Raw genomic sequence first — 18,206 nt, 5'->3', positions numbered from 1 at the left:
GTTAATCTCTCCCTTTCAATGCGTATTCAAGTACCGCCATCCGGACAAATACTCCGTTTGTCATTTGTTTAAAAATTCGTGAACGTTCACATTCAACCAAACAGTCTGCAATTTCTACACCGCGATTGATCGGTGCAGGATGCATAATGATGGCGCCGTCTTTCATCCGTTTTTCCCGTTCAACCGTCAAGCCGTATTGCTCATGGTAGTTTTCTTTTGAAAAGAGCGCTGATACTGCATGCCGCTCATGCTGGACTCTGAGCATCATCACAACTTCCGTCTTTTCAATAAAGTCATCCAAGTGTTCTGAGGATCCATACTCTCCGCTCCATTCTTCGGGACAGATGAATGTCACTTCAGCTCCCAATTGCTGGAGCGCAGCTGCATTCGATTTCGCTACGCGGCTATGTGCGATATCTCCCACTATGGTTACATGGATACCTTCAATGCGTCCAAACTCCTGATAAATGGTCATGAGATCGAGCAAGGACTGTGTCGGATGCTGCCCCGAGCCATCTCCGCCATTGATGACCGCTACGCTGCAGCCTTCCAGCTGCTGGTAGTACTCTTCTTCTTCATGGCGGATAATCACAGCATCCACACCGATTGCCTCCATCGTTTTGACCGTGTCATAGAGCGTTTCGCCTTTTAAGATGCTGGAAAAGGCTGTTTCAAAAGGCAGCACTGCGAGGCCCATATGATGCTCAGCCATTTCAAAACTCATTTTGGTTCGTGTGCTTGGCTCAAAAAACAGATTGACGACTGTGCCATTGATTGGCGCCTTTTCTCCACGCTGGAACTCTCCAGCCCGTTCCAACAAACTCATGATCGTGTTGTTTTCTAAGTTGTTCATGGACAGTAAATTCGGCAAAATCATCTCATCCTTTCATCCTTCAGACAAAAAAACACCTTCCCAGGGGCAGGAAGGTGTGAGGAAAAAAGGGGCATCGCGCATCCCCCGTCTTCAACCCTTTCCATGCCTCTCTGGACATTCATTAAAAGGTGATTATTCAGTTCCGTCATCTAATTCTTTTTTGTTCAATCCTGGCAGCACCAGGTTCAGGATCACTCCGACAATAGCTGCCAGCGCCATTCCTTCTATCGAGAAGGACTCACTGAACTCCAGTTTGGCTCCGCCGATGCCGATGACCAAAATGACTGAGGAAATGACCAAGTTCCGGTTGTTGCCAAAGTCGATATTATTGTCCACCAGCATGCGCAGTCCCGAAGAAGCGATGATTCCGAACAACAGGATGGAAATCCCGCCAAGAACAGCCGTCGGAATCGTTTCGATGACTGCCATCAGCTTGCCAAAGAACGAAAAGGCGATGGCGAACACTGCGGCTCCCAGAATGACATAGACCGAGAATACTTTCGTAATGGCCAGAACGCCGATGTTTTCACCGTATGTGGTCTTTGGCGGACCGCCGACCAGTGAAGAAATAAAGGTTCCGATGCCGTCACCCAGAATCGAGCGATGCAGACCCGGATCTTTTATGTAATTTCGATCTACGATTTTGCCGAGCACCAACTGGTGTCCGATATGTTCAGAAATCGTTACGATGGCAATCGGTACCATGACGAACAGCAAGGTAGGAGTAACTTGGAACGAATAATCCACTCCGGGAATCAGAAACTCCGGTACGGCGAACCAGCTTGCTTCGCCGATGACTGTAAAATCGATAATGCCGATGGCTGCTGAGTAAACATATCCCACGATGATACCGATCAGGATGGGCATCAATGAGATGATATTCTTGAAATAGATGTTGCAGATGATCGCTGTCAGCAGCGTAACGATGGCTGCCGAGAAGTGAATCAGGCTGTATTCAGAACCATTTGCTGTCGGAATGTTCATGGCCATATCCACTGCTGTTCCAGATAAAGCAAGTCCGATAACAATGATAACCGGGCCGACTACTATCGGCGGAAGCAATTTCATCAGCCAGCGGTAACCTGTTTTCCAGATGACCAAGGCGACGATGGCGTAAACCAATGAAACAAACATGGCGCCGATCATCGCTGAGCCGATGCCTCCGGTTTCAGTGGCAATCGTGATTGGCACAATAAAGGCGAATGACGATCCCAAATACGCAGGCACTTTGAATTGGGTAATGATGATAAAGATGATCGTTGCAATTCCACTGGTTAACAGCGCAATGGCTGGGCTCAAGCCAACCAGCTGCGGCACCAGAATCGTTGCTCCAAACATTGCAAACATATGCTGCAGGCTTAATGAAATCCATTGCCCGGCTTTCGGTTTATCATGTACATCTAAAATGGCTTCGCTCAATTTCCGTTCTCCCCTGTCTCTATCTCTCTATTCGTGGATGGCTACCCGGTCTACCTGGTCGCTTTCGACCATTTGTACAACAATCCGTTCATCACTTGAAGTCGGAATGTTTTTTCCGACAAAGTCTGCTCGGATCGGCAACTCCCGATGGCCCCGGTCAATCAGCACTGCCAACTGGATCTGTGACGGCCGGCCAAGATCCATGACTGCGTCCATCGCAGCCCGTACCGTCCGACCTGTATAAAGCACATCATCCACAAGGATGACTTTTTTATCGAGTATGCTGTGTTCGATGTCCACTTGCTGAACCAGCGGCTCCTGGTTTTTCGTTTTGATGCTTAAGTCGTCCCTGTAAAGAGTGATATCGAGTTCGCCTTTCATAATTGGACGCCCTTCGATTTTTTCGATTTTCTCCGCCAGTCGGTTCGCGATAAACGCGCCTCGTGTCTTGATGCCAACCAATATGCATTCATCGATCCCTTTATTGCGCTCAATGATTTCATGTGCGATACGTGTGATGGCACGGCTAATCGCTTGTTCGTCCAAAATATCTGCTTTTTCCACCATGAGATCCGCTCCTTTTTCTGCAAATAAAAAACCTCTTGCCAGAGAGGCAAGAGGATAGATGCGCAGAAAAATTCAGCACGGAAGACAGACTTCCGGCTTGCGTAAATACCTTTTCAGCCTCTCTGGACTGTTATTAAAGGTGTTCATTATTCGATTCGTTTTTTTAAGTATAAAGATAGATGCTTCGGTTTGTCAATCCTTGTCTCGAAGAGATTCCAGAAGTTCTGCAAATTCAGTAGGCGGCTCTGCAGAAAACTCCATGTACTCACTGGTTTTTGGATGTACAAATCCAATGACTTCCGCGTGAAGCGCCTGTCCGCCGACATCCATCGTTTTTTTCGGTCCGTATTTCGGATCGCCGACAAGCGGGTAGCCGATATACTTCATGTGGACACGGATTTGATGAGTTCTTCCTGTTTCCAGACGGCATTCTACAAGCGTGAAATTGCCGAAGCGCTCCAATACACGAAAATGCGTCACTGCATGCTTTCCTTTGTCAACGATTGCCATGTTCTGGCGCTCTTTTGGATCACGGGCAATCGGCGCTTGAATTGTGCCTTTGTCGTGGGGAATATGGCCATGTACAAGTGCTACGTATTTACGGGTTACCGTCTTTTTCACCAATTGATCGACCAATGATGTGTGCGAAGCGTCATTTTTCGCGACCATCAATAAGCCGGATGTATCTTTATCGATTCTATGGACGATTCCAGGGCGTACCACACCATTGATTCCGGAAAGATCCTTGCAATGATGCATCAAGCCGTTCACTAATGTCCCTTTGGCATGTCCTGGAGCTGGATGCACAACCATCCCTTTCGGTTTGTTGACTACAAGGACATCTTCGTCTTCATAGACAATCTCCAGATTCAGGTCTTCCGGCACGACATCCAGCTCTACAAGCTCTGGAGGCGTGACAATAATGATATCCTGCAAACGTACTTTGTAATTGGGTTTCACAGTAATGCCGTTGACTTTTACCGCGCCTTCTTTGACCCAATTAGCGATCTGTGAACGCGACCAGTCTTCATCTATCGATGACACGGCTTTATCTACTCGTTCGCCGGCCATTTCTTCTGTAATTTCAATCGTTAAATCTTCCATTAAGACACCTTTTTCTTTTGTTGTTTTTCGTCATAAATAATATAGATAATCATCAATACGACACCAATTGTCAAAGCAGCATCTGCAACATTAAATATCGGGAAATCATAATTGACCACGGGAATCAGCACATCGACAAAATCGACGACTTCCCCGCGCAGCATGCGATCAATAAAATTGCCGATCGCTCCGCCTAAAAGAACCATCAGGCTCAGTTGGAACAATGGCTGTCCTTTTGCATGTTTATGGAAGTAATAAAGAATTCCGATAATGACCGCCACAGTGATGACAGCAAACAGCCACATCTGTCCTTCCAGCATCCCCCAGGCAGCACCGCGGTTGCGATGCGACAGCCAGCCGAGATACGGGTCGATTACCGATATCCGTTCACCCAACTCCATATTTTTAAGGACCAGCCATTTTGTCCATTGATCTACTGCGATTATCAATAATGCGATTCCATAATAAATAAACATCCGTATCCTCCGTCAATTCATCAGTCAATCTATTTTAACACAATGGCGGTGAAAAAAGTAAAGGTCTGAAAAACCGGTTTTCCGGTTCTCCAGACCTTCTGTGGTGAACACCGCTCGATTAAGCGTATTGTGTTTCTACAACGCCTGCGCAGCGAGGGCATAATGCCGGATGCGCTTCGCTTTTGCCAATTTCCTCAGAAATCGTCCAGCAGCGTTCGCATTTTTCGCCTTCAGCTTTTTCAACAGTAACCGAAACTTCATTCAGCTTCACAGCATGTTCCGGTGCCTGATCTTGAGTGCCGCCGTATTCGTATTTGGATACGATAAACAATTGGGCAAGATTTTCATCAGTTGAAGCAAGCAGTACTGCCAGCTCTCCGTTGCCATAGACGGTCACTTTCGCTTCCAATGATTTGCCGATGGTTTTAGCTGCGCGCGCTTCTTCCAACGCTTTTAAGACATCATCACGCACATCCATGAATCGGCTCCATTTTTCGTTAAGGCCATCGAATGCTGGATTCGAAACTGCTTCTGGAAAGTCAGTCAACTGAACACTTTCTTCCTCCACAAAGCTCAAGTATGACCACAATTCATCAGCGGTGTGCGGGATGATCGGCGCTGACAATTTGAGGATCGCCATCAGCGAATCGAACATAACCGTCTGCATCGCACGACGATGCGGATGATCCGCACTTTCGATATAAACGACATCTTTCGCTACATCCAGATAGAATGAACTTAAATCGTTGGCGCAGTAATTGTTCAATGCATGGTAGATGCTTGAGAATTCATAGGTTTCATATGCGTTACGCACAGTTTCTACCATCTTCTGCAATTTCATCGCCATGTATTGATCCATTTCGCGCATGTCTTCAAATGCGACGCGATGTTCTTGCTCATTAAAGTCAGCCAAGTTTCCATGAAGGAATTTCAATGTGTTGCGGATTTTGCGGTAAACTTCTGAAACTTGCTTGAAGTTTTCGTCAGAAACCCGCACGTCTGCTGTATAGTCAACTGAAGCGACCCATAAGCGCAGGATATCAGCACCCATTTGGTTCATTACTTTAGCCGGCACAATGACGTTTCCAAGCGATTTGCTCATCTTGCGCCCATTTCCGTCAAGCGTAAAGCCGTGGCTCAGGATGCCTTTATACGGAGCGATGCCGTTGATTGCGACGCTCGTTGTAAGTGATGAGTTAAACCAGCCTCGGTATTGGTCAGACCCTTCCAAGTAAAGATCAGCTGGGTATTGCAGGTCTTCACGTTCCACAAGAACGCCTTGGTGAGAAGAACCAGAATCAAACCAGACGTCCATGATGTCCATTTCTTTGGTGAATAGGCCGTTCGGGCTGCTCGGATGAGTAAATCCAGGAGGCAATAATTCAGCTGCTGGACGCTCAAACCAGATATTCGAACCATTATCACGGAACAAATCAGCAATATGGGCAATGGTTTCTTCTGTGATGACCGGATCTCCGTTTTCAGCATAAAATACTGGGATCGGAACGCCCCATACGCGCTGGCGTGAAATATTCCAATCTCCACGGTCGCGAAGCATATTGAATAGACGCGTTTCACCCCATGCCGGCGTGAACGAAGTTTCGTTAATTGCTTTTAGAATTTGGTCACGGAATGCATCGATTGAAACAAACCACTGAGCCGTTGCACGGTAAATTACCGGCTTTTTCGTCCGCCAGTCATGCGGATATGAGTGAGTGATAAACGAAAGGTTTTCAAGAGCACCCGCGTTGTCCAGTGCTTCTGTAATTGATTTATTGGCTTTGTCATAGAACTCACCTTCAAATCCAGGTGCTTCATCTGTCATGACGCCGCGTTCATCTACCGGACACAAAACATCCAATCCATACTTTTTACCAATCAGGAAGTCATCTTCACCATGTCCTGGTGCTGTATGAACACAGCCTGTACCGGAATCAGTTGTTACATGATCGCCAAGCATTACTAGAGAAGTCCGGTCATATAATGGGTGCTTTGCAAGAATATGTTCCATTTCAGCACCTTTTAATACGCGAACGACTTCGAAATCTGTCCAGCCCAATTGCTCGGCAACTTCCTTCAAAAGTTCTTGCGCAATGATATACAGGGATCCGTTTACGGAAACTTCCGCATAGTCCAACTTGGCGTGTACAGAAATCCCGAGGTTAGCAGGGATTGTCCAAGGCGTCGTTGTCCAAATCACAAGGTTTGTGCCCTCAGCTAATACGCCTTTGCCGTCAACGACAGGGAACGACACGTAGATAGAAGGAGATTTTTTGTCATGATACTCGATTTCGGCTTCAGCAAGTGATGACTCACTTGATGGCGACCAATAAACCGGTTTCAGTCCTTTATAGATGTATCCTTTGTTTGCCATTTTACCGAATACTTCAATTTGGCGAGCTTCGTATGCCGGCTTTAATGTTACGTAAGGATTTTCCCAATCGCCACGGACACCGATACGTTTAAATTGAGAACGCTGGCTGTCGATTTGCTGATACGCGTATTCTTCACATAGTTTACGGAACTCTGCAAGAGACATTTCTTTGCGGTTCACGCCTTTATTCGTTAAAGCTTGTTCAATCGGCAAGCCGTGCGTGTCCCAGCCTGGAACATATGGCGCATGGAAGCCCATCATCGAACGTGAACGAACGATCATATCTTTTAGTACTTTGTTCAACGCATGACCCATATGCAAATCGCCGTTCGCATACGGAGGTCCATCATGAAGAATGAAGAAAGGACGTCCTGCTGTGCGATCTAAAACTTTTTTATAAATATTCATGTCTTCCCATTTTTGCTGCATTTCCGGTTCCCGATTCGGCAAATTGCCGCGCATCGGAAAATCTGTTTTTGGCATCAATAATGTATCTTTGTATTCCATCTCTATTCCTCCTGTAGGCATAATAAAAAGCCCCCATCCCTGGAAAGGGACGAGAAGCTTAGACTCGCGGTACCACCCTTGTTGCAGCTAGATAGCTGCCACTCGATCACCGTAACGTGGTGTAGACGGAATTGGATACTGTCGTTCACCAATTCTGCTCAAGAGTGATTTTCGTCTATGCGTTCGTGCCAGGCTCACACTGTCCCTGGTTCGCTTTACCGTCCTGCATAGCATACTGTCTCTATCAGCGCGTTTTTTTGTATGTCGTAATTATAGAAGCAGAAAGTCTCAGAGTCAAGAGTTCGACTCTTCTTTGTCCTTCTCGATCTTCTCAAGGTTCTGTGTGTCAATATCGTATTCAAGCAAGGTCTCCCAATCATCTGTTTCGATCAAATCCAATTGGGCTTCGACCAGCATTTTAAAGCGATTTTTAAAGATGCGGGATTGTTTTTTAAGCTCTTCAATTTCTGTTGCGATGCGGCGTGCTTTCGTCAATGATTCATTGACGATGCGGTCTGCATTTTTCTCAGCTTCCTTGATAATCAATTCCGCTTCTTTTTGTGAATTGCGTCGTACTTCTTCCGAAGCTTCTTGAGCCACAAAAATCGATTTTTGCAACGTCGACTCAATTGTATTGAAATGGCCAACTCGTTCGTCGGTTGTACGCAACCGTTCTTCAAGAGCTGCCTTATCTTTTAGCAAAATCTCATAATCTCTCATGATTTGTTCCAGGAATTCATTTACTTCATCTTCCTGATATCCTCGGAATGCTCGGCTGAATTCTTTGTTATGTATATCTAACGGGGATAATGGCATTGAGTAAACCTCTCCTTAACTTGTCATCTTATCTTCCTATTATACAGTTCATGACTCGAAATTTCAGTATTATTTCGTAATTTTTCCAAGCTGCCTAGTTTTTCGCTTCCAGACGGCCGATCTGCAGCCGGACTTTATCCTTTTTGGTTCGACCCTCGATCATAATCAATCGAACACGGCCATATCCTCTAGAAGATATCATATCCGATTCATGCAGTTCAAACGAAGGCTGCTCTTGTAAAGTCCAATTGACTTTAACTTTGCCTCCGTGAATCAGCGCAGACGCTTTCTGCCGGGAAATATTATAAACCGAACTCATAACCGTATCCAGCCTCATCGAACTTACCGTATGCGACTCTTCTATCCATTCCTCGCTCGTCTCGATCAATTGTTCTTCAGCTGTCACTTCGTTCAATTGAACCTTTACTTTTGCGGCACCAACAAAATTACTTTGCAGATAAGGACTGATTTCGTTCATAACAGCCAATTGGACACGTTCATTGTCGATTCGGATATCACCAAATTTACTGCGATCAAGTCCAAGTGACATCAAAGACCCTAAAATATCGGGATGGCGCAAATTGACAAACTTCGAAGGATATTTGAGCTCGAATACGGTAATATTGAAATCTTCCTGCTGAGGCTCAAAGTAGGAAGGATACAACAACACACGTTGCCTTTCAGCTTCTTTGAACATGCCTGAAGTCATCATTTGTACATCGCTTGACCCCATCACAGCCTCCACGATAAAGCGTTGGCGAGGGTCCAGAAAGTCTGTCAGTTTTGGTGAATAGCGGTCTTCCACTTCACGCAGCCAGCCTGATACCTGCTCGATAAACTGCTGCTCTTCTTTTCTGAAATGCTGAAATATCTCTTCCATACAAATGCTCCTTCACGTGTGATTACATCTTCAAGAAAAAAACCTCACATCACGTGAGGTTTTGAGTTAAATGAGATAGCCAGCCAGTACAACAATGCCTTGGCTTGCTAAACTTAAAGTAAAAATTGCAACAATCGGCGAAATATCAATCATGCCAATCGGCGGAATAAAGCGTCTGAAAATATCCAGGTAAGGATCAGTGATTCTGGAAATCATTTGCCCGAAGCTGGATTCTTTGATGCTCGGCACCCAACTCATGAACACACTGATAATTAGGATATAGAAATAAATATTAATAGCAGAAAGTAATAGATTTACGAGAACTATCATATTATTTTATGGCACCCCTCTTATTGTTGATCATCGTAATAATAATCTGATATGGCGCCATCCACTTCTACAGTGTCTGGTACACATAGGAAGATGTCAGTTCCGATGCGCTGAATATCTCCGCCAAGGGCATAAACTGTTCCACTTAAAAAGTCGATGATTCTTAGACCCTGGTCTTTTTCAATACGCTGAAGATTTACAACTACCGCCTGCTTGCTCTTCAAACTCTCTGCAATATCCTGAGCTTCTGCATAGACTCTGGGTTCTGCCAAGCTGACTTTTGAAGATTTTGCAGCACTTTGCAAACTGACTAAATTAGGCACAATGGTCTCCTCCACTTTCTGGCGCCGTTCTTTCGGTGTTTTTTTCGGCTCTTGCATGGCAGCCGGTTTTTCATACCGCGGAGCTGGCTTTTGTTGTGTCACAGGCTGTTCCTGTACTTGTTCTTCTTCATATTCATCTAAATAAAAGAAATTCTTGAATTTGTTTTTCATGCTCATTGTTTTGCCTCACTTTCCGACCCGACTAAAGCTGTTCCGATCCGGACAAAACTTGCCCCTTCCTGAGCAGCAATTAAGTAATCATTGGACATGCCCATTGAGCATTCAGTACAGGGTGCATGTGTCCATTGTTTCTCTGATACTTGGAGTTGGAGTACTTTTAATCCTTTAAATGCTTTTCGAATAATGCTTTCATCGTCTGTATTAGGTGCCATGGTCATCAATCCGATAACTTGGATTTTATCATATGCTTTCAGTGATTCGATGAAATCCAAAGTTTCCTCAGGTGCAATCCCACTTTTCGACTCTTCACCTGAAACATTAATTTGGACAAAACATTTCACTTGCCGGCTCGCACGCTTTTGAATTTCTTTTGCTAAGCTCAAGCGGTCCAAAGAATGTAAGTAATCAATCTCATTGATGACATCTTTGACTTTTCTAGTTTGCAGATTGCCGATATAGTGCCAGGATACATCTTCATCAATTGCTTCAAGTTTTTGCGCAAGACCTTCCGGGCGGTTTTCCCCTAAATGGCGGATTCCAGCCTGAATTGCTTCCATTGTGCGCTCTACGCCCACTTGTTTTGTAACTGCAATAACGTGTATGTTCTCCTTAACGGCATTTAATTGTTCTGTAATTACTTCAAAGACCGGTTTAATAGGTTTCATGCTTTCACAACTTTTCTATAGAAGTCCAATATATTGTATCAAGTTTTGGCTGATTTATCAATTAAGCCTCTTCCTTAAAAAAACAGCTGCCCAACCGGCAGCTGTTCGGATTAACGTCTCTTTTGACGATTGCGTAAAAACGTTGGGATGTCCAATGCATCGTCGTTATGTTTTTCCTGTCTTTGAGGTTCCTGGTTGTAGTAAGGCGGCTGTTCTTCACGGCGCTGCTCGTCGCGGCGTTGATCTTCACGGCGTGCATCACGGATTGAAGGAGCCGGAGACTGTTGCTGGATCGATTGCACTCGGCTCGAGTTCAATCCAGAACCTCTTGGCGTTCTTGGTTGAAGCTGCTCTTCGTTAAAGCCAGTAGCAATAACAGTTACGATAATTTCGTCCTTTAGATTATCATTGATGACAGATCCGAAAATCATGTTCACTTCTTCATCAGATGCTGAAGCTACGATGTCAGCCGCTTCCTGTACTTCATAAAGGCTAAGGTTTGAACCGCCTGTAATATTCATAAGTACGCCTTTTGCTCCGTCAACGGATACTTCAAGCAATGGGCTTGAAACAGCTTTTTTAGCAGCTTCGGAAGCGCGATTCTCTCCTGAAGAAACTCCAATTCCCATTAATGCAGAACCTTTGTTTGACATGATTGTTTTTACATCGGCAAAATCCAAGTTGATCAATCCTGGGACAGCGATCAAGTCAGAAATACCGGATACCCCTTGGCGAAGAACATTATCCGCTTCGCGGAATGCTTCAAGCATCGGTGTATTTTTGTCGACGATTTCAAGCAAACGATCGTTTGGAATGACAATCAATGTATCAACCGACTCTTTCATTGTCGAAATACCGCCGATTGCCTGTGTAGAACGTTTGCGTCCTTCAAAAGTGAATGGACGTGTTACTACGCCAACTGTCAACGCTCCAAGCTCTTTAGCAATTCCAGCAATAACTGGAGCTGCACCAGTACCTGTACCGCCGCCCATTCCTGCAGTTACGAAAACCATATCTGCTCCGCGCAAAGCTTCTTCGATTTGTTCTTTGCTTTCTTCTGCCGCTTTTTTCCCTACGTCAGGGTTTGCTCCGGCACCAAGTCCGCGTGTCAATTTTCCGCCGATTTGCAGGCGTACTTCTGCTTTGGAAAGGTTCAAAGCCTGAGCGTCCGTGTTCACTGCAATAAATTCTACACCTTGTACTCCGTGTTCGATCATGCGGTTTACAGCATTATTTCCGCCGCCGCCTACACCGATAACTTTAATTACGGCCAGTGCGTCAATATTTGTATCAAATTCCAACATTCCTTTTCCTCCTAAAATTGCTTAGCTTTTACTTACAAGCTAGATACAATGTTGATTTTATTCAAAGAATCGATCAAACATCTTCTTGGCTTTAGTTACGACACCTTCGGAATTTTGTTTTGGCTGCTTTTGTTTCTTAGGCTGTTGTACTTCTTGATGTTCGATTTTCGCAGTTCCTGCTACAGCTCCACCATTCCCAATGCGGCCATAGAAGACATCTTCCATGTATGCGTATTGAATCAGGCCGACTGCCGTCGTGTATTGAGGTTCCCGGACGCCGATAAATTCAGGCGTGAATAGACGAACACGCGTCTGCAGGATGTTTCGTGCAAGTTCAGGGAGTCCATCCAATTTAGCCATACCGCCGGTTAAAACGACTCCTCCTGGCAGGTCTTGGACACCCAGACGGTAAAACTCATCTAAAATCAGTTCGAAAAGTTCTTCCAGGCGAACCCCGATTATTTCAGATATGTATTTTTGGTTATATTGTTCAGTTGAATCCGATCCAATGACGGGAACTTCAAACACTTCATCTTCTGAAGCATCTTCAAAAAATGCGTGGCCATGTTCAAGTTTGATTTTTTCAGCTTGATCTGTCGGTGTCTTTAAAATGATGGACAAATCTTTTGTAACGTGGTCGCCTCCAACTGGAATTACAGAAGAAGCGGTCAAGTGGCCTTCTTGGAAGATGGCAATAGAAGTAGAACCTCCACCGATATCGATACATGCTGTGCCATGATTTTTTTCGTCTTCAGTTAATGCGTAACTTCCAGCTGCGAGTGGCTGTACGTAAATATCACGAATTTCAAGCCCCGCTCTTTCCACACAGCGCAGTACGTTATGCAAAATTGTTTTTGAAGTTGTCACCATTGTACCATCCATTTCGAGACGGATACCAATCATGCCCCGCGGATCTTTAATTTCGCCCAAATGATCGACGATGTATTGTTCAGGAATGATGTTGACCAATTCCCGTTCCGGTGGAATCGACATGACTTGAGCCGCTTCGAGTACACGATCCAAATCGTCATCCGTAATTTCCCGGTTTTCACTATTCACTGCTACGATTCCCTTAACAGGCTGAAGCACCGCTTTGTTTGCCGGGATTCCAAGAACAACTTCATGGATGGACTTGCCGATCATGCGCTCTGCTTGATCAACAGCTTTTTTAATGGACTGCACAGTTGCATCTATGTCAACAATCGCACCTTTTTTTATTCCATTAGATTTTACGTTTCCTACGCCAATAACATTCAAAGACTTGTTGGCCATTTCCCCGATTAAAACTTTAACGGATGACGAACCGATATCTAGACTAACGTATAATTCTGATTGACTCAATTCGTGGCACCTCCTTATTAAACTGCTGTACTTATATTCTATTGTAAATTATGCACCTTGTCTAAGAAAATCGCAAAACTTAGAAAAATTTCCTTCAATTGCTCAAATTGTCTCTCTAACTTCTTTCTTTTCAGCCCATTTCGCCAAAATGATGCGCCGAATGACCGCAATGTTCTGGAATAGCCGAACACCGAACGCAAAAATTGCCGCTAGGTACAAATCTACTCCTAAATGAACGCCAAGGAAAGCAAGACCGGCTGCCAGAGCGATGTTGAAGAAGAATCCGGAAACAAATACTTTATCGTCATAAACTTGCTGCAAATGCGCTCGGATTCCTCCAAAAAGCGTATCAAGTGATGCCAGTACGGCTATTGACAAATAATTGGCATATTCCGGCGGGATTTGAATATCAGTCAGAAGCCCTAGCGATATACCGAGTATTAAACCTAAAATGGACAGCCACATCGCTATTCCCCCTCTGAAGCCTGAAGATGTTTGGTATCGATTGTGCCGTCGTATGCCTCAATCATCATATCATTTTGCGGCTCTGAAACGTTCAGCGTCAGATTATCGATATAAAAATCATCCAATATACGTGACGCCAACAAATGATTATACAGCTTTTCTGATTCTTCCATCGATCCAGAGATGATTTTCAATGAAAAAGGCGGTGTTTGCACTGGTTTTGTATTAACAGTTGTTTGACCGTTTATATCTCTGATCGCCGTCGTATTGATAATTCGTTTGCCGTCGATCGAAACGTACAGGCCATTGTAACGATTGATCTCATTGACCAGCCGAATAAGCAGATCCGGTGAGATCCCTTCAATTTCAAGTCCCATCGCAACCGCTTCCAACGACGGTTCGACAAAAATTTCAATTCCAGGTCCTGTCGTCTCTGCAAGGCCGGCAGCCTTTCTCAGCTCACCGGCTGTTTCCCGCAAAGCTTGTTCCGGACTGGCGTCTGCAGCTGCACCGTATTTATCCAGGGTCTCATCCAGAGAACCGATTTCCGAAAGCAATTGTGAATGAAGCTGCTTTTCCCTCGCAAGTTCCTGTCTAATTTCCCAACTGTCCCGTGTGTCACGGATATGGGGTTCATTGATTGTATTATACTGGATAGCCGTCATCAGACCGATAATGAACATGATGACCGTAAAACGGGTAAGAATCCTTTTCTTCACGCAATTCCCCCTTATTCATGATTCTGCCAGCAAAGCAGGCATTTCGATGATTTGTCCTTCATCCAAAGTGACGATGATATTGTCATTTAGCAGTTGATCCATAATACCACCAGTCAATTCCATGGAAGAAGACAAGACTTCCGGCTCGCCAATGGCTTCAATGATAAAAGGAGCTGGATATTGTACGCCATCTACAGTAATAACCGGCCCCGTACAAACAATATACGAATTTCCATGGATACGCTGGCCATTGATTGAAATGGCCTGAGCACCCGAAATATAAAGTTCATTGATCACTTGGAAAACATGGCTTTCATGCACAATATAATCATTTGGATTAACAGAATTAGGATTGTAGTCTCCATCCTGCAGCGTCACTTTTAATCCACTTCCTTGAACCGGCACTAAACCAAGGTATCTGCGAAGCTCTTCTGATTCCGTTGCATATTCGGTATAGCGGTTTTCACCATCTGCGAAAGATTTTTCATATTCCTGAACCTCAGTCTGCTTTATTCGCAATTCATCTCTTAGATCTTTATTGCGTTCTTGTTGTTCGATCAGTTCTTTTCGGTAACGCTCTTCCTGTTCAAAAAAAGCGCCCCCGGTAAATCCTTCCCTTTCTTTATTGGCGCTCGATAAACTATAGGAATAAGCCATAATAAATCCAAGCACTAAAAAGACCAGTGAAAAAACAATCGATTTACTGAAACTTTTTCTTTCACTCTTCTTCGGAGTCTTCACCTTCGGCACCTTCTTTCGCAAAGCCATAAACATCTGCATAAGAGCGGAAGAAAATACCCACTTCCATATCGATTACCCCTTTTTGGCCATCTTCTAATTGGGCGATGACGGATGGGTAATAGTTCATTTTTTCAGCTAAGGTGCTTAAAATGCCACGAACTTCATTTCCATCATTCATGTAAAGAGTTACGTAATCCGCGTCATCCTGCTCCGGATCCAGAATTACTTGTGAAATCAGCTGAAGAACTTCAGGATCAACTTCAAGCAATTGGTCAATCAAATTTTCCCGTTTCTCTTCATTTTCAAAGTTCGAGTAAATTGGACCATCCACTTCAGTAACCGGCTGTTCCAAAGCCAGGTTATTCGACAGGACAATCTGGTAGCTGTTGCCGCGATCCAGATACCCCATTTGAATATATTCCTTTAAACTAATTTCGACGCCAGTCAACCAATTTTTTTTGACCGATGCTTCTTCTACCCATTCAAGCTTTTCCAGTTGCTCTGCAACTGCTTTGGCATCAAAAGACCACATTGAGTCTCCAAGGTTTAATCCACTTGCTGCCTGGTAGCTTTCCTGTTCAAATAAAACAGCACCTTCAATAGTAATGGTCCGGATTTCACTGTACTTTGATTGACTGTATAAAAGTATGGCAAGCAAAGTGAGAAAAATGAACAGCAGTGCCACGAACTTGCGATTGGTTCTTTTTTTCCGGCGCTCGCGTAGCGTCGGGATGCGTTCTTCGATGTCAATCACTTTGTCCATAATTGCTGCCCCTTATCTTTTATTCGTTTGCTTCCGTCATTTGCTGGACTGCAGTGATGAAAGCATCTCCTCGAATTTCAAAACTATCGTATTGATCCCAGCTTGCACATGCAGGTGATAACAGGATCGTATCGCCGCTGGAAGACTGGCGGATTGCTTTCTTAACCGCATCGTCCATTCTACCTGCCTGGACAATTGTCGGTACGCCACAGTCTTCTGCAAACGCAGTAAACCGTTGGGCTGTCTCACCGAAAGTCACCAATACTTTGACTCGGTCCATAAACGGACGAATTTCTTCCAAAGAATGATTACGCTCTAAACCACCGGCCAGCAAAATAATATTTTCAGGAAAAGCTTCCAATGCGCTCTTTGTTGCTAAAGCGTTGGTGGCTTTTGAATCGTTATAGAATTTACGGCCTTGCCATTCAACAATAAATTGTGAGCGATGCTTGACGCCTGTAAACGAAGTCAGAACACGTGTAATCGTTTCTTTAGTTCCGCCTTTAATTAAAGTAGCTGCTGTAGCGGCTAATATGTTTTCTAAATTGTGTTGCCCACCTAACATGATTTTTGACCGTTCAATCAGCTTTTCGCCTTGCCAGTAAATAAACTCATTGTCTGCACTGATGCTGGTCGCTGTGCGTCCTTTCAGTGTGAATGGAACCAGCTGCGCTTTACAGTTTTTCGCATGTTTAACTAACAAGGGCTGGTCCGCGTTGTAGATAAAATAATCTTCAACTGTCTGATTTTCAGTCAACTTCATCTTAGAAGCCCGGTAGTCTTCGATCGTGCCATGATAATCCAAATGTGCCTCATACAAATTCGTGATGATGGCGATTTCCGGCCGGAAAGAAACGGTGCCTTTCAGTTGGAATGAAGACAATTCGGTCACAATAACATTTTCGGCTTTCGCTTTTTCTGCTACTCCGCTTGCCACCGTTCCAATGTTACCGGCTATCAATGGTTTCTTGTTGTCCTGATTTAGCATATGGAACAATAAAGTGGTTGTCGTGGTTTTTCCGTTGGAACCGGTGATGCCGATAAATGGCGCTTCACTGATCAAATAAGCCAGCTCAATTTCAGTCCAGACCGGAATTTTTTTCTGCAATGCTGATTCAATTAATACATTGGTGTAAGGGATACCCGGGTTTTTGACAACCAGTTCAAAACCTTCATCCAATAAGTCTTCAGGATGTCTGCCGCAAATAACGGTAACACCCATATTCAATAATTCCTGTGCTTCCGGATTCTCTTCAAAAGGCTTAGAATCATTGACCGTCACGAATGCACCAAGCTTATGCAAGATACGGGCAGCTGTAAAACCGCTTTTCGCGAGCCCAAGGACCAAGACTTTCTTTTGATATAATTGTGGAGCCTCTTTCATTTACATTACCTCCAAAAAGACTGCGATTGCCGCACTGATAAGACCGACTGACCAGAAAACAAGTACTACTTTCCATTCTGACCATCCGCTCAATTCGAAATGATGATGAATTGGGCTCATTTTAAAGATTCGTTTTTGACGCAGTTTAAAACTGCCTACTTGTAAAATGACCGATGCTGTTTCAAGGACAAAGACAAGTCCAATCAGCAACAACAACAGCTCTTGTTTCAATAGGATCGAAACCATAGCCAATGCGCCGCCCAAAGCCAGTGAACCTGTGTCGCCCATAAAGACTTTTGCAGGATATTTATTAAAGATCAAAAATCCAAGCAAACCACCTGTTACGGAAAATGTAAATATTGCTATTCCGATTTCATCTTGATAAATTGCCAACGTTCCAAATGCAGCAAATGCAATAGAGGCAGTACCGGCAACCAGACCGTCAAGGCCATCCGTCAAATTGACTGCATTGGAAAATCCAACCAACCAAAAGACAATAAAGAACACATACAGCCATGATAACTCAATTGAAATATCTGTAAAGGGAATATTAACACCTGTTTCAAAATCAACACTGTTTAAAACTAAGAACGAAATGACCGCTATGACAATTTGAGCCAGTAATTTCTGTAAGGACGTCAAGCCCAGATTACGTTTTAAAACAACTTTGATAAAGTCATCCAGGAAACCGATTAGTCCATATCCGAAAAGCACCAACAATAAAATCAGAACTTTGGCGTTTAACAAATCGGCAAACCAGGCAACCAGTAAGACGGTGATGATGATAGAAATCAAGAAAACCAGGCCGCCCATGGTAGGAGTACCGGTTTTCTTCATGTGAGATTCAGGTCCTTCTTCTCGGATGCTCTGTCCGAATTTCATCCGTTTTAGCAGCGGAATAAAAATCGGCATCAGTATAACTGTTAATAATAAAGCAATTCCGAGACCCATAATTGTATAAACGTTCATTTAGA

19 protein-coding genes and 1 other annotated feature are annotated in these 18,206 nt (G+C 44.2%); all 19 genes read right to left on the bottom strand.

The features are described from left to right. Position 1: 1 nt before the first annotated feature. A complete protein-coding gene (locus FQV26_RS06465) occupies positions 2 to 871 on the bottom strand; it encodes an aspartate carbamoyltransferase catalytic subunit (protein ID WP_146556540.1) in 870 nt (289 codons plus the stop codon). Positions 872 to 1,006: 135 nt separating this feature from the next. Beyond that, complete coding sequence (locus tag FQV26_RS06460) at positions 1,007 to 2,293, bottom strand: solute carrier family 23 protein (protein ID WP_146556539.1); 1,287 nt, start codon at positions 2,291 to 2,293, stop codon at positions 1,007 to 1,009. 27 nt (positions 2,294 to 2,320) lie between these two features. Beyond that, positions 2,321 to 2,857: a bifunctional pyr operon transcriptional regulator/uracil phosphoribosyltransferase PyrR gene (gene pyrR, locus FQV26_RS06455; protein ID WP_315898438.1), complete on the bottom strand. Its 537-nt coding sequence runs from the start codon at positions 2,855 to 2,857 to the stop codon at positions 2,321 to 2,323. A 195-nt stretch (positions 2,858 to 3,052) separates the two neighbouring features. Then, positions 3,053 to 3,964, bottom strand: a complete 912-nt coding sequence (locus tag FQV26_RS06450; RefSeq protein ID WP_146556537.1) for an RluA family pseudouridine synthase — start codon at positions 3,962 to 3,964, stop codon at positions 3,053 to 3,055. After that, positions 3,964 to 4,440: a signal peptidase II gene (gene lspA, locus FQV26_RS06445; RefSeq protein ID WP_146556536.1), complete on the bottom strand. Its 477-nt coding sequence runs from the start codon at positions 4,438 to 4,440 to the stop codon at positions 3,964 to 3,966. Before lspA ends, FQV26_RS06450 begins: the two co-directional genes overlap by 1 nt. Before the next feature lie 118 nt (positions 4,441 to 4,558). Beyond that, positions 4,559 to 7,321 (bottom strand): isoleucine--tRNA ligase, encoded by a 2,763-nt coding sequence (gene ileS / locus FQV26_RS06440; RefSeq protein ID WP_146556535.1) that lies wholly within the window; start codon positions 7,319 to 7,321, stop codon positions 4,559 to 4,561. Between the two features lie 42 nt (positions 7,322 to 7,363). Then, positions 7,364 to 7,578, bottom strand: a binding site (T-box leader). Positions 7,579 to 7,615: 37 nt separating this feature from the next. Continuing rightward, on the bottom strand, positions 7,616 to 8,137 hold the full coding sequence (locus tag FQV26_RS06435) for a DivIVA domain-containing protein (RefSeq protein ID WP_146556534.1): 522 nt from the start codon (positions 8,135 to 8,137) through the stop codon (positions 7,616 to 7,618). A gap of 94 nt (positions 8,138 to 8,231) precedes the next feature. Next, positions 8,232 to 9,017: a YlmH family RNA-binding protein gene (locus FQV26_RS06430; RefSeq protein WP_146556533.1), complete on the bottom strand. Its 786-nt coding sequence runs from the start codon at positions 9,015 to 9,017 to the stop codon at positions 8,232 to 8,234. A 66-nt stretch (positions 9,018 to 9,083) separates the two neighbouring features. Beyond that, positions 9,084 to 9,347: a YggT family protein gene (locus FQV26_RS06425; protein WP_146556532.1), complete on the bottom strand. Its 264-nt coding sequence runs from the start codon at positions 9,345 to 9,347 to the stop codon at positions 9,084 to 9,086. Positions 9,348 to 9,367: 20 nt separating this feature from the next. Continuing rightward, the gene (locus FQV26_RS06420) at positions 9,368 to 9,847 is read right to left on the bottom strand and encodes a cell division protein SepF (protein WP_146556531.1); all 480 of its coding nucleotides are present in this window, start codon (positions 9,845 to 9,847) and stop codon (positions 9,368 to 9,370) included. Continuing rightward, positions 9,844 to 10,515: a YggS family pyridoxal phosphate-dependent enzyme gene (locus FQV26_RS06415; protein WP_146556530.1), complete on the bottom strand. Its 672-nt coding sequence runs from the start codon at positions 10,513 to 10,515 to the stop codon at positions 9,844 to 9,846. Before FQV26_RS06415 ends, FQV26_RS06420 begins: the two co-directional genes overlap by 4 nt. Positions 10,516 to 10,625: 110 nt before the next feature. After that, positions 10,626 to 11,819, bottom strand: coding sequence for a cell division protein FtsZ (gene ftsZ, locus FQV26_RS06410; RefSeq protein ID WP_146556529.1), 1,194 nt, complete (start codon positions 11,817 to 11,819; stop codon positions 10,626 to 10,628). Positions 11,820 to 11,876: 57 nt separating this feature from the next. Next, entirely contained in the window at positions 11,877 to 13,160 is a 1,284-nt protein-coding gene (gene ftsA, locus FQV26_RS06405; RefSeq protein ID WP_146556528.1) for a cell division protein FtsA, read from the bottom strand. Between the two features lie 102 nt (positions 13,161 to 13,262). Beyond that, positions 13,263 to 13,625 carry a small basic family protein gene (locus FQV26_RS06400; RefSeq protein ID WP_146556527.1) on the bottom strand — a complete coding sequence of 121 codons (363 nt, stop codon included), beginning with the start codon at positions 13,623 to 13,625 and terminating at the stop codon, positions 13,263 to 13,265. A gap of 2 nt (positions 13,626 to 13,627) precedes the next feature. Then, positions 13,628 to 14,344 (bottom strand): DUF881 domain-containing protein, encoded by a 717-nt coding sequence (locus FQV26_RS06395; protein ID WP_146556526.1) that lies wholly within the window; start codon positions 14,342 to 14,344, stop codon positions 13,628 to 13,630. A gap of 15 nt (positions 14,345 to 14,359) precedes the next feature. Next, on the bottom strand, positions 14,360 to 15,085 hold the full coding sequence (locus FQV26_RS06390) for a DUF881 domain-containing protein (protein WP_146556525.1): 726 nt from the start codon (positions 15,083 to 15,085) through the stop codon (positions 14,360 to 14,362). Next, positions 15,063 to 15,848: a cell division protein FtsQ/DivIB gene (locus tag FQV26_RS06385; RefSeq protein WP_146556524.1), complete on the bottom strand. Its 786-nt coding sequence runs from the start codon at positions 15,846 to 15,848 to the stop codon at positions 15,063 to 15,065. The genes FQV26_RS06390 and FQV26_RS06385 overlap by 23 nt, the downstream gene beginning before the upstream one ends. A 19-nt stretch (positions 15,849 to 15,867) precedes the next feature. Further along, positions 15,868 to 17,232, bottom strand: a complete 1,365-nt coding sequence (gene murD / locus FQV26_RS06380; RefSeq protein WP_146556523.1) for a UDP-N-acetylmuramoyl-L-alanine--D-glutamate ligase — start codon at positions 17,230 to 17,232, stop codon at positions 15,868 to 15,870. Beyond that, positions 17,233 to 18,201: a phospho-N-acetylmuramoyl-pentapeptide-transferase gene (mraY, locus tag FQV26_RS06375; RefSeq protein WP_146556522.1), complete on the bottom strand. Its 969-nt coding sequence runs from the start codon at positions 18,199 to 18,201 to the stop codon at positions 17,233 to 17,235. It lies immediately after the preceding gene. Positions 18,202 to 18,206 lie beyond the last annotated feature (5 nt).

Origin of the sequence: Planococcus sp. CPCC 101016 (assembly GCF_007859295.1) — a bacterium.
Taxonomy (GTDB): Bacteria; Bacillota; Bacilli; order Bacillales_A; family Planococcaceae; genus Planococcus.
Note: the sequence above shows the minus strand (reverse complement) of the source record. Positions and strands in the feature narration are given on the sequence as shown.